A 12,767-nucleotide genomic window follows, 5' to 3' on the forward strand; every position below is an offset into this window, starting at 1 on the left:
AGATGAACCTGGGAACGGTGCTCATCTGCTAACCGTCTCATCTCTAGGTATGGAGGAGAACGGATATGCAGACTGTAAATACGCATTTAGTGGTTTATCCAGCCCCGACGGGTGCCGTAGTCAACCCGGACTTCACCGTGAATGTCCGCAAGCCACATGGGGAGTGGCAGCCCTTGTTCAGTTACAATGTGAAGGTCGATATGCATGATGTCCGCAATGCATCGATGGTCACGTTCGATTGTAATGGGCCGGTGGAACTGGAGATTGTGAAAAATGAAGGGAGTGTTCAGACTGCAGTCATCCGCCCAATCTCAACAGGATTAAGCTGTGAGTTGGAAGCAAACCGTATATTGCTTCGTCTGGACGGTCCACAGCAACTATCCCTGGAAGTGGACGGAGACCGATTCCACAATCTGCACATCTTTGCTAATCCGCTGGAGCAGGATGTCCCGCTGGTTTCAGATGATGGTGTCCTGCCGCTTGAACCGGGTATGCATGACACGGCAGATATTCTGGGGAACTTGGCAGCTGTGAGTTCAGCAGTGAAACACAAAGTGATATATTTTCAACCCGGTATCCATCATTTCGATACATCTCGTTTAGAAGTACCTTCGAATACAATGATCTATATCGCCGGTGGCGCAGTCATCTGTGGGGGCTTTATTTGCAGTCACGTGGAGGACGTGGTCATTCGTGGCAGAGGAATTCTGTATTTGTCCGATTTTGAGAAAACGACCTTTTATCGTGGGGTAGAAATCAGTTACGCCCGAAACATATCCATTGAAGGCATCACGGTTATTGATCCGCCCCATTATACAGTCCTGATTGGTCAATCGGAGTCTATAGATATTTGCAATATAAAAACGTTTAGTACACGTGGCTGGTCGGATGGCATTGACATGATGGCCTGTTCAGATGTGAACATCGACAGTGTATTTCTGCGTACTTCTGATGACTGTATTGCGATCTATGCTTCAAGGGATGAATATCGAGGTGATACCCGGAGGGTTCGTGTTACCCGTTCGATCTTGTGGGCAGATGTAGCGCACCCAGCCAATATAGGCACACATGGCAACTATGAAGGAGATGGAGATGTGATTGAGGATATTATATTCAGCAATATTGATATCCTCGAGCATCACGAACCACAGCCGGATTACTGGGGATGTCTTGCGATCAATGCCGGAGACAACAACACGGTACAGAACGTAGTGTATGAGAATATCCGCATTGAACCGTTCGAATTGGGTGAACTGTTCAATGTGAGAGTGCTGCAAAATGCAAAATACAATCCTGCTCCGGGGAAACAGATCCGGGATATTCTTTTCAAAAATATTACGTATAACGGAAGTTGTCTGAATCCATCCCATATCGAAGGCTACGATGAAGCGCGGAAGGTAGAGAACGTGAGATTTGAGAATGTAACTGTTAATGGGGAACATTTCTCTATGGAGAGAGATGTTATTCTCGGACCTCATACCAATGAAGTGGCAGTGAAACCAACATAAGTGTGATTTTGAACTGTCCAATGGAGCATTCGCACCCTTATCCGCTCACGGGGAAAATAAGCAAGCGACCCCAAAGGACAAGAATATCGTCGCTTAAGAAGTCGCCTGAATGGTGGCTTTTTTTGCTTTGGTAACCCAAGTGAGTTGGAACTGTAGAGTATATTGCTTACCTCTCAGCATTTATATGGCCGTCTCATCCGACAGCTGGAAACGGGAAACGAAATACCAGATGAGCTCGCGACGTGAAGATACCTTGGTTTTGGCGAAAATGGATTTCAAATGATCCTGAACCGTATAGACAGAAATATGCATCGCGGCAGCAATCTCTTTGGAAGAATAGCTACGCAGCACATAACCCAGTAGTTCCCGTTCTCGACTGGATAATCCATGGCTCTCGGCGAGCAAGGGCAGCAAATCCTGCGGCATCGCCTGCTCCAAACGAATAGCAATCTGATCCGGTCCCGCAAGCTGTTGCATAAGACTGGCATGAAGGATGAGATAACGCCCATCCGGAAGTTGGATACAGACTTTGGAGGGCGAGTCGGGAGCGAGTTGACGATCGTCAGCCCGTTCTGCCCGATTCTTGCGCTGCAAGTGGGAACTCACTGCACGTACCGGACGGGGCAGAATGTCTGGCCCTACATGTTCCAGCGTACGCAATTGGGACAGCCAATATTGAGCCGGGGCGTTCAGCGATAAGAGCTGGAACGTGTCCGAGGTAATCAAAATTCCGGGTTCATCAGGACTTTCACTCGTGATCTCATCCATGAGTGTCAGACTCGTGGACCGCAGCATGGATGCAATAGAAGTAGTCCAGCTCTGAATCAGCGACCGTTCCTCCTCTGTAAAAAAAGAATTCTCGGTCTTACGATACAGGGTCAGGTATCCCCAACAAGCGTCTCCACTGACCAATACAGCGCGCAGTTCGTCACCGAACCCCGCTGGCTGAAGAATGTTGATATAACGTGGGCTTTGTTCAGGTTGTTCGTTCGTGCACGTATGAAGGGTAGCAGTATGTTCACCGCTGCGAATTAATTCAGCGTATTTATGTATGTCTTCTTCCATGTATTCATTGATGAATAACCGATCATGAATGGCTTCAATGCCATCTTCCGTCACAGCTCCTGTGGAGAGAAGAGTCAGAGGATCAACGGTGGTGAAACAGTATGCGTCATAAGGGACCGCCGAATGGATCTGCTTCAGAACAGCTTCCCGGTAGGTACGCGAGGTCCAGGTTCCTTTTTCAAGAGAAGTGATAAGTCTGTGGTTCCGATCAATACGTGATGTCAACAAGATATCTCCTCTCGCTATGCGTATATCCCAATGTTCTGGGATTGTAGGTTCGGCGTATCCTTCTATAATGAAATTAGACGAACAGCGAGTCAAGTCTAACTTCAATTCAAGAGGAGTGTAGTATCCATGAATCACAATCCATCACCCATGAGCTGGGAAACGGCAGATGTACATCGCTACGAACAATCGATAGCCCTGAAGATTCCGGGTTATTCTCATATGCATGATCTAATGGAACGGCTGCTTGCAGCATCTGTTATGGATAACAACGATATTCATATACTTGTAGCCGGAGCGGGAGGGGGAAAAGAAATTGCTCTGCTTGGATCACGCCATACCGGGTGGACATTGACCGGAGTAGATCCTTCACAGCCCATGCTGCAACTTGCCGAGATCCGAGTCGCGGAAGCCGGCATCGGTTCCAGAGTGAAGCTGCAATCTGTCACGGTTGAAGAATTACCAGAGGATATTTTATATGATGGGGCCACAAGCATGCTCATGTTACATTTTATTCAGGGGATGGAGGCCAAGAGAACGTTTCTGACCAGCCTCGCAGCGAGACTTAAACCGGGTGCACCACTGATCATTGCTGCTGTAAATGCCGATCTTCGTTCCCCTGCATATCCAGTGATGATGCAAGCTTGGAAGGATCACATGTTGAATGCAGGTGTTCTTCCTGAAGAGTGGGAGCGCTTTGCTGCTTCTTTGGGCCGTGAATCCGATCCCATATCCTCTGAAGAGATGACTCAGCTACTGACCGAATGCGGTTTCTCACATATTACACGTTACTTCGGGGCGTTCTGGGTGGAGGGATATTATGCAAGTCGGAACTAATGTGAAGTCTGTGAAAGATCAGATCTGGGTGGTTGGTGGTTATGGTCAAGTAGGGCAGATGATATGTACTCAGCTGGGGAAATTGTTTCCGGGTAAAGTATGGGCAGCGGGTACGCGTATGAACCGTGCGGAAGAATTCAGCCGATCGACAGGTGGTGCTGTACTGCCGCTTCAACTGGATGTGACAAAACCTGTGGAGCCTTCCATGTTACGGTCTGTGAAGCTCGTGATCATGTGTGTGGACCAGAGTGATACTCGGTTCGTTGAATCCTGTGCACAAGCCGGAACGGATTATATTGATATTTCTGCAAAATATGATTTTCTCGCTCAGGTTGAACAGTTGCACACCAAAATGCAACATTCCAAATCGACCGCGATCCTCAGCGTTGGATTATCACCGGGAGTCACGAATCTGCTTGTACGTGAAGCGACCATGCATATGGATCAGGTGGAGGAAGCAGATATTACCGTAATGCTGGGACTTGGCGAGAAACACGGGAAGGCTGCCGTGGAATGGACCGTTGATCAGATGAATGCCACCTACCAGGTAATGCAAAAGGGCAAACCAGCTGAGGTACAAAGTTTCGGAGATGGCAAAAGGATTGATTTTGGAACGGAACTGGGGAACCGGAAGGCCTATCGATTTAACTTTTCGGATCAACATGTGGTTGCTCGGACGTTACGTATTCCAACCGTATCTACCAGACTCTGTCTGGACTCCCGCTGGATCACAAGATCCATGGCAATCTCCAAACGTGCAGGGTTATTTTCATTGTTGCGTGTCCCGTCTATTCGCAATGGAACGGTTAAGGCATTTGGCCTTATTCCTGGGGGAGAGCCGATGTATGCGGTCAAGGTTGATGCCGTAGGATGGGAAAATGGTGAGCAAGTACGCGTCGAACAACTGCTGGTTGGTCATAAAGAAGCAGATGCGACGGCGGCGGTGGCAGCAGCCGTGGCAGAACGCGTGTATAGAACAGCGTTGCCACATGGTGTGTTTCATATTGAACAGGTTCTCTCTTTGCAGGACATTCAGGATGCACTTCATACGCCACTAAAGGTGACAACCAAGATCACCTAGTTTCATGTTCTTTTGCGGGTACCCTCCAATCTGCTATGATGGAACAATAATCATGGTATGAATGGAGGGAGATCATGAACTGCGTTGCTGTATTACCTTATTACAAAGTACAGAGAGAAGTGACGGGTCTCGCCCAAGAGATTGAGATGAATGCCCGCTCCATGATTCTGTATTCAGATAAAATCGTGACCAAATACCGCGAGTTCAACATTACGGAAGTGTTTGACATGTCATTTCGACGAATGGGCGATGAAGGTGGATTTTTCTATCTGCACACAAGTACAGGCGTGTATCCATACATGGTCGAAATTGACCCTAAACCCTTTATACAAAGTTTCAGAAAGATGACGATCCAAAAATTAAAATGACTTGACCTTGCCGTTACGTGAAGGCTTACCCTCGGATATGGAAGGAACGATAACCAATCCAGAGGAGCCGTGAATGTAATGAGTATATTGATTCAGCAAGCGACCATCCTAACGATGAAAGATGCCGAGGCCCCCTTTATGGGGGATATTCGTATTGAAGGAGATCGCATTGTACAGATTGCGAACCACATTCCTCCTCAACCTGACGATGAGATTATCGATGGCCGCAATAAGGTTGCTATGCCGGGACTGATAAATGCCCACCAACATACACCGATGAGCCTGCTCCGGGGATTCTCGGATGATCTGAAGCTGATGGACTGGCTCGAACGTAAAATGTTGCCTGCCGAAGCACGGATGAACCCGGAAGACATCTATTGGGGTGCCAAGTTATCCATCGCCGAGATGATCCGTTCAGGTACCACTGCTTTTGCGGATATGTATATCCATATGAATGAGATTGCAGAAGCAGTGAAGCAAACAGGTATGCGGGCATCGCTTACACGTGGGATGGTATTCATGGAGGATGATGGGGGACGCAGGTTGCAGGAGGCGATCGATCTTGTACAACGCTGGTCTGGAGCGGCAGAGGGGCGAATTACAACCATGTATGGCCCCCACTCGCCCTACACCTGTCCCGTGGAGCCGCTCCGTGAAGTCATTGCCATGGCTGTCGCGGAGGATATTCCTCTACATATTCATCTAGCTGAAACGAAGGAAGAAGTCGTGAAGATTCGTGAGCGCTATGGCATGACGCCGACGGAGTATTTGGAAGAGGCGGGGATGTTCGAACAGGCACATGTCCTGCTTGCACATGGCGTACACCTTAATCGAAGGGACATCGGCAGATTGAAGGGTATGCGCGGCGGTGTAGCACACAATCCGGTCAGCAATCTGAAGCTGGGTTGTGGAATTGCTCCGATTACCGAGATGTTGGCCCAAGGAATTAACGTGGGAATGGGAACGGATGGAGCGGGAAGTGCCACAACCGTGGATATGTTCGAGGAGATCAAAGCCGCGACCTGGCTGCAAAAGCTGGACTATGGTGATCCCACTCGCTTGCCAGCCAAGGAAGTTCTAAGCATGGCGACACGCGGAAGTGCTAATCTGCTTGGCCTTCAACATGAAGTGGGTGTGCTTGAAGTGGATCGCAAAGCTGATCTGATTCTGATCGACTTGGCCAAACCACATCTTCAACCGGTACATGAGGTAGAGTCGCTACTGGCATACAGTGTAAACGGTGCGGATGTGGACACCACGATCGTGAATGGCCAGATTCTCATGAGAGGCAGAAAGCTGCTCACAATCGATGAGGAAGAACTTTACCGTGAGGTGAAGGTTAGAGCCAAACGAATCGTTGAAGGAATTTAATTTTAGGTCAATTTGTTCCAAACTGGAAAATGATTTGTGCTCAAAACGCCATGGAGGCTTTCTCCATGGCGTTTTTTGTCGAATTATAACTGGGAATAGTTCCATGGACCTGTTCAGAATCGGTTCAGAATGACTCGTTATACTGAGCATGTAGTTGTTCAAATTTGAAATGTACACGAGGAGGAACATGAATTGAAGGGGAAACAAAACAAAAAACGGCTTAAGCCGATATTGAAAAAAAGCATGTTGACTGCACTCGGGTTGGGCATTGCATTGCCTATAGGTGGAACGCTTCCTCAAGCTAACGCAGGAGCAATTGGTCCGGTAATAAACATTTCACGACCTGTTCTTAACGATGGCATCCAGTGGTTAAGTTATTCATCGGAACAAAATGATCCTTCTTTTGTACCCGATGTGCCCATAGAGGTAACAAGCAATAATACAGTCAGAATCAATTTAAGTACACATTTTCGATCCGATGAGTTTAATATGCTCACAGCCAGTTCAGGTGATAGCAGTATAGCTGAGGTGTATGTAGAAACAAGACAAGATGAAAATATGCCTACACCTACAAGTACATTGGTGGTTATTCCTTACAAGAGCGGCAAAATCAATATCGAATTGAAAGCTAAATATACAGTATCTGATGTACCAGAAACGGTTACGGATAACTTTGAACTTCACATTAGTAAAAAAGGGGATGTAAATGCAGACGGAAAAGTGAATTCTGCGGATGCAGCAGACCTTTTGGAATATCTTCGTAACATGCTAAGTCGCCGCGGCTTTACCTACGTAGAGATGAACCGAATGGACGTGGATCGTAATGCGGAACCCTCTTTGGGGGATATGAATGCGTTGTTAAACGGATATGCCAACAAAACACTTGGCGCGAAAAACAATGACTATGTGTTGACCTTCCAACAAGTGGACGATGCGCCTTATGTGTTGAATGGTCAATTGAAGGATTACATGGAGAACGCAATTGCCACTGATTATGATTTAATGGATGTTGATGGGGATTACATTAATACTCCTTCTTATCAGTGGTACCGCGCAACAGAAGCTTCAGGAGGAGATATGGTTCCAATAGAAGGGGAGACACGAGAACAGCATACCGTTACATCGGAGGACGAGGATCATTATCTTGTGCTCGAAGTGACTGCTCATTCCACTTCAGACGCGAATACGGAGCCTAGACGAGTATACATTGTTGGAAAAGAAAAAATACAACTCCCTGATTAATTCATATTTTTTAATTTAGATAACGAATAACAATACTTTTCTATCTTCACCATGCAATCTACCAATTGATAAAGACATGGAGGCTAATACATGTTTCAACCGAAAAAGAAACGTCCAAGAATCAGAAAAACAATGTCAGGTCTCATCGCACTGACGCTACTCTCGTCTCTCGTATTCCCGAGTATAGCTGGGGCAGAGCCGGCAGAACCATCACAGGTGCAATTTGCAAATGTTAGTGTACAGGCGGGGCAGACGGTTCATGTCCCTGTTACATTAAAGCAGTCCTATTCTCAGGTTAGCGCTTATAATATGCAAATTGATTATGATACATCTGCACTGGAAGTTGTCCGTATCACGCCTAAATCTGTCAGTACCATTAGCACATCCCCAGAAGAAACCGGTACAGGAGACTTCCAGTACGTAATTAATAACGAAGAAGGCTGGGTACGGATTATCTGGGTTGATTTCAATGCAGGTGAACGTCTGATTTCAGACGAACAGCAATTATTTGATATTGAGGTCAAAGCCAAAAGTAATGCGACTCCTGGTACAAAACAGCTCACAGTGGTGCAAGGCGATTCAGAACATTGGCATTTTACAAATCTAGAACACAATAGTGGTGCTCAGTTGTCCGGTGGAACGATCACAATTACAGCAGCAAACCCAAGTGGTGGCAATTCGGGTTCTCCAGGTTCCTCTTCGGGAGGAAGTGTATCGCCAACTACACCCGTGGTTACCCCAGTTCCATCGACTCCGGCGGTAACCAAAGGCGTAGATATCTATGTGAATGGACAGAAACAGGAACAATCTGCGACGGCTACCACATCAACGGTAGGCAATCAGGTTACTACCACTGTTCACGTGGATAATGACAAAGTCATTAATCAGATTGGAAGTGGACTGCGAACGCTTCTGCTACCCATTACAGGTACTGGCAAGGGCGCGGTCGTTGGTGAACTGAACGGCAAACTAGTCAAAACGATGGAAGGAAGTAATGCTGAAGTTGTCATTCAGACTGATAGCGGTACTTATACCCTCCCGGCTAATCAGATTCAGGTAGATCAGGTTCTGAACCAATTCGGAAGCACCGTTCCATTGGAAGATATCACCATTCAAATCGCTATTGTGCCTAGTGCCACATCCAAGCAAACAGCAATTCAGGCCGCAGCGGACAAACTGCAGAACACTACAGTGATTGCAACCCCAGTTGATTTTGAAGTGACAGCCATCTGGAATGGACAGCAAGTCAATGTGGATCGTTTCAATTCATATGTAGAGCGCTCCATTACACTCCCAGAGGGTGTCGATGGTTCAAAGATCACGACAGGTGTCGTACTTCAACCAGATGGCAGCCTTCTGCATGTGCCGACCAAGGTTATCAAAGGTAACGGGCAAGATTCTGCTATTATTAACAGCTTGACGAACAGCACTTACGCCCTGATCTATCATCCGGCAACATTCAGCGATGTAACGAATCACTGGAGTCGTGAGGACGTACAGGATCTGGCATCCCGTCTGATCGTACAAGGTACTGGTGATAACGTGTTTGCGCCGGACCGGAGTATTACGCGGGCAGAGTTTACGGCTGTTTTGTTAAGAGGTTTGGGTCTGCACTCCCCGATTAGCGCAGAAGCAGCATCATTCACGGATGTGAAGACAGGCAGCTGGTATGAGGATGAGGTTCAGACGGCTGTGTCCTATGGCCTGATCTCAGGTTATGCTGACGACAGCTTCCGTCCGAATAGCGAAATTTCTCGTGCTGAAGCGCTAACCATTGTGTCACGTGCGATGAAACTGGTCGGTCTGGCACAGGCCGACGCGTCAGAGACAACAAGCCTGCTGAGCACATACAGCGATAGCGCTAAAGTACAATCATGGGCAGCAGAGCCGGTTGCATCGGCGATTAAACAAGAGCTGGTACAAGGTGCTGATGGCAAGCTGATGACAGATGCAGACATTAGTCGTGCACAGTCAGCGGCAATTGTGAAAAGGCTGCTGGCAAAAGCCGGACTAATCTAAACTTTATAAGTTGAACTAAAGATTATTTACACTGACACTACGACGACAGAATAACCTTCCAATCGCTGTTATCCCCAGATTTTTTGAATCCCTTTTCCAAAGGTGAAAATCCGGGGATAAAGGCGAACGCTTCGCTTTTTCAGGTTTTTTCTGTCTTCTCCGTTATCGTGTAAATGATTAGTTTAACTTATATTATCAAATGCAATAACGAAATAAGACAACCCGAGTCCTTATATCTAAGGATTCGGGTTTTTTGCATATAGTTCTTTTGAACAACCTCTTATAGGTGCAATGGTCCAGTTCATTATCAGTTCACAATGATTTGTTACGATATGAAACATGAAATAGATAGATAGAAGTGCATGATCAGGAGAGGAAGAGATCCATATGAAAATACTAGAAGTTAAAAATGTGAAGAAATCATACACCTTATATGGAAAAGAAAGAGTTCCGGTACTCCACGGTTTGAACTTAAGCTTTGAGACGGGGGAGTTCGTCTCCATCCTAGGCGAATCTGGCTGCGGTAAGTCAACGCTGATGAATATCATTGGGGGAATGGACTCCGATTATGAAGGGGACGTCGTTGTTCGTGGCAAGAACTTAAGTGCCATGACAGAGAAGGAAATGGATGATTATCGGAAGAATAATATCGGCTTTGTCTTTCAAAATTTCAATCTGATCCCGCATCTGTCTGTCCTCGAAAATGTGACGATTGCGATGCAAATGACGGATACCAATGAGAAGGAGCGGAACCAACGTGCCGTTGATATATTAACAGAGGTCGGGCTGAAGGATCATCTGAACAAACGTCCCAACCAGTTATCTGGCGGTCAGAAGCAACGAGTTTCCATCGCACGGGCGTTATCCAACAATCCGGATATTATTCTCGCAGATGAACCAACAGGTGCTCTGGATAGGGAAAACGGAGATCAAATCCTCGCTTTGCTCGACAGTATAGCAAAAAAGGGAATGCTGGTGATCGCCGTAACTCACTCGCAGAAAGTCGCTGACTCCGGTACACGTATTGTGAAGGTTGAAGAAGGGCGCATTAGTGATGATATTCACCTGAAAGATCCTTCTACGGCTGTTTATGAGAGTCGTCAGGATTCTTCCCGGAGCCTGAGCTTGCTTGCTTCATTCAAGATGGCACTTAAAAATATGAAACTCAACGGCAAGCGTAATGTTCTGGTCGCTTTGGGTGGATCTATAGGTATATTAAGTGTACTCCTGATGCTCTCCTTGGGGAATGGTATAACGACGTATATGAATGACGAAATCAATTCAAGTATGGACCCTTTGCTCGTGGATATAACGAAGCCGAGTGAAGAAGCCAAGGACATGCAAGGTCCCGAGGCCTTGATGGCACCAGGTGAACAATTTACCGAAGCTGATGTTGAGACAATTCGCAATTTTCCTAATGTGGATCATGTAGAGACGATCACAACTATTACAGGCAAATCGACTATGGTGAATGAAGAACAAAGTGTGGGACTTACGCAGTTAACGACGTTAACGGATGCTTTTGATCCAGCACTGATGACAACGGGGGTCCTTCCTGTAGAAAATCAGATGCTGTTACCTCTCGATACGGCGAAACAATTAAGCGGAATCGACCAAGCCGAATCCATAATCGGCAAGTCCGTGTTTCTATATATCAATGAGATGGATGGCAATAATAAACCAGTAACCTTGGAGAAAGAAGTAACCATCTCAGGAATCTATGAAGCAGCAGACCCAAGATCTCCAATGCAACAATCCCCGGGATACATCTCATCAGAGACGTTGGAGCCAATGTATACGGATAAAGGAATAACGATCGGGCCGATTCAGGTTAACGCCTATGCAACCGATATGAAATATGTAAATGATATCAATGAAGCTGCTGTGGATGCTGGCTTCGCAGGCTCTCAAATGGCCAAGGTCATGGAGAATATCACGACTTATGTTAGTATGGCTTCCATTGTACTCGCTGGTATTGCAGGCATTTCGTTGATCGTATCCGGTATCATGATATTGGTTGTACTCTATATTAGTGTCGTGGAACGGACGAAGGAGATCGGAATTCTTCGGGCAATTGGAGCGAGAAAGAAAGATATCAAGCGAATATTCTTCTCCGAATCTGCCTTATTAGGGGTATTTAGTGGTATTATTGCGGTAATCTTTGCAGTGATCATTAGTTATGTGTTAAACATTCTATTGGACAATGCATTTGGAGCAAAACTCATTAATCTCTCAGGATATTATATCTTGTTCGGTATTGTGGTAAGTACAGCGATTAGTATCGTGGCCGGTCTGATGCCGTCATCAAAAGCTGCAAAACTCGACCCGATGGAATCCTTGCGATACGAATAAAACCAATTGCGGAAAGGATAATGGCTACATGAACACGATTCTGGTGGTGGACGATGATTCCCATATCCGCAAATTAATCCGAATCTATCTTGAAAAGAATCAATTCTCAGTGCTGGAAGCACCAGACGGTCAAGAAGCGCTGGATATCCTCTCTCATACAAGAGTTGATCTGGCGATTGTGGATGTAATGATGCCGCGAATAGACGGCATTGAACTTACCGAAGATATCCGATCTTATCTGGATATTCCGATTCTCATGGTAACTGCCAAGGGAGAATCCAAGGACAAAGTCAGAGGGTTTAATGCGGGGTCAGACGACTACCTGGTTAAACCTTTTGATCCGGTAGAATTAATCCTGCGTGTAAAATCGTTACTGAAACGATATAACAAAAGTCCATCGAACATGATTCAGATCAGCGGTGTAACGATTGATTTGGGCAATCTGATGGTTGTTTCGGATGGACAATCTATCGAATTGAAAAAGAAGGAATGTGAATTGTTATTTTCTCTGGCGAGTTCGCCAGGGAAAATATTCACACGTACACAGCTTATAGATGATATATGGGGTATCGATTATGAAGGCGATGAGCGTACGGTCGACGTGCATATCAAGCGGTTAAGGGAACGGCTTGAACCCGTACCTGAGCTAGTGATCTCAACGATAAGAGGACTCGGTTATCGCCTGGAGCGTGCATGAAC

Annotated in this window: 10 protein-coding genes; 9 read left to right on the top strand and 1 reads right to left on the bottom strand. The window is 46.3% G+C overall.

All coding sequences use genetic code 11. The features are described 5' to 3' along the window. Window positions 1-65: 65 nt before the first annotated feature. A complete protein-coding gene (locus MHI06_RS12965; protein ID WP_340401726.1) occupies window positions 66-1,508 on the top strand; it encodes a glycosyl hydrolase family 28 protein in 1,443 nt (480 codons plus the stop codon). 180 nt (window positions 1,509-1,688) lie between these two features. Here MHI06_RS12965 and MHI06_RS12970 read toward each other — a convergent pair whose 3' ends face one another. Next, window positions 1,689-2,798, bottom strand: a complete 1,110-nt coding sequence (locus MHI06_RS12970; RefSeq protein WP_340401728.1) for a LuxR C-terminal-related transcriptional regulator — start codon at window positions 2,796-2,798, stop codon at window positions 1,689-1,691. 129 nt (window positions 2,799-2,927) lie between these two features. Here MHI06_RS12970 and MHI06_RS12975 point away from each other — a divergent pair, with 129 nt between their 5' ends. From MHI06_RS12975 to MHI06_RS13010, 8 genes are all read left to right on the top strand, one after another. Next, on the top strand, window positions 2,928-3,635 hold the full coding sequence (locus MHI06_RS12975) for a class I SAM-dependent methyltransferase (RefSeq protein ID WP_340401729.1): 708 nt from the start codon (window positions 2,928-2,930) through the stop codon (window positions 3,633-3,635). Then, window positions 3,619-4,716 (top strand): saccharopine dehydrogenase NADP-binding domain-containing protein, encoded by a 1,098-nt coding sequence (locus MHI06_RS12980; RefSeq protein ID WP_340401730.1) that lies wholly within the window; start codon window positions 3,619-3,621, stop codon window positions 4,714-4,716. Before MHI06_RS12975 ends, MHI06_RS12980 begins: the two co-directional genes overlap by 17 nt. Before the next feature lie 74 nt (window positions 4,717-4,790). Beyond that, window positions 4,791-5,084, top strand: a complete 294-nt coding sequence (locus MHI06_RS12985; protein WP_076214685.1) for a hypothetical protein — start codon at window positions 4,791-4,793, stop codon at window positions 5,082-5,084. Between the two features lie 78 nt (window positions 5,085-5,162). After that, window positions 5,163-6,455 carry an amidohydrolase gene (locus MHI06_RS12990; protein WP_340401731.1) on the top strand — a complete coding sequence of 431 codons (1,293 nt, stop codon included), beginning with the start codon at window positions 5,163-5,165 and terminating at the stop codon, window positions 6,453-6,455. Window positions 6,456-6,647: 192 nt separating this feature from the next. After that, entirely contained in the window at window positions 6,648-7,697 is a 1,050-nt protein-coding gene (locus MHI06_RS12995; RefSeq protein ID WP_340401732.1) for a hypothetical protein, read from the top strand. 90 nt (window positions 7,698-7,787) lie between these two features. Further along, the gene (locus tag MHI06_RS13000) at window positions 7,788-9,716 is read left to right on the top strand and encodes an S-layer homology domain-containing protein (protein ID WP_340401733.1); all 1,929 of its coding nucleotides are present in this window, start codon (window positions 7,788-7,790) and stop codon (window positions 9,714-9,716) included. A gap of 387 nt (window positions 9,717-10,103) precedes the next feature. Beyond that, entirely contained in the window at window positions 10,104-12,068 is a 1,965-nt protein-coding gene (locus MHI06_RS13005) for an ATP-binding cassette domain-containing protein (RefSeq protein ID WP_340401734.1), read from the top strand. A gap of 28 nt (window positions 12,069-12,096) precedes the next feature. After that, window positions 12,097-12,765, top strand: coding sequence for a response regulator transcription factor (locus tag MHI06_RS13010; RefSeq protein WP_340401735.1), 669 nt, complete (start codon window positions 12,097-12,099; stop codon window positions 12,763-12,765). Window positions 12,766-12,767: the final 2 nt, after the last annotated feature.

The sequence above is a fragment of the Paenibacillus sp. FSL H8-0079 genome (assembly GCF_037991315.1).
Lineage (GTDB): Bacteria > Bacillota > Bacilli > Paenibacillales > Paenibacillaceae > Paenibacillus.

Coding starts and splice junctions, on each gene's coding strand:
- MHI06_RS12965 (WP_340401726.1), top strand. CDS start 66: ATGCAGACTGTAAATACGCATTTAGTGGTTTATCCAGCCCCGACGGGT.
- MHI06_RS12975 (WP_340401729.1), top strand. CDS start 2,928: ATGAATCACAATCCATCACCCATGAGCTGGGAAACGGCAGATGTACAT.
- MHI06_RS12980 (WP_340401730.1), top strand. CDS start 3,619: ATGCAAGTCGGAACTAATGTGAAGTCTGTGAAAGATCAGATCTGGGTG.
- MHI06_RS12985 (WP_076214685.1), top strand. CDS start 4,791: ATGAACTGCGTTGCTGTATTACCTTATTACAAAGTACAGAGAGAAGTG.
- MHI06_RS12990 (WP_340401731.1), top strand. CDS start 5,163: ATGAGTATATTGATTCAGCAAGCGACCATCCTAACGATGAAAGATGCC.
- MHI06_RS13000 (WP_340401733.1), top strand. CDS start 7,788: ATGTTTCAACCGAAAAAGAAACGTCCAAGAATCAGAAAAACAATGTCA.
- MHI06_RS13005 (WP_340401734.1), top strand. CDS start 10,104: ATGAAAATACTAGAAGTTAAAAATGTGAAGAAATCATACACCTTATAT.
- MHI06_RS13010 (WP_340401735.1), top strand. CDS start 12,097: ATGAACACGATTCTGGTGGTGGACGATGATTCCCATATCCGCAAATTA.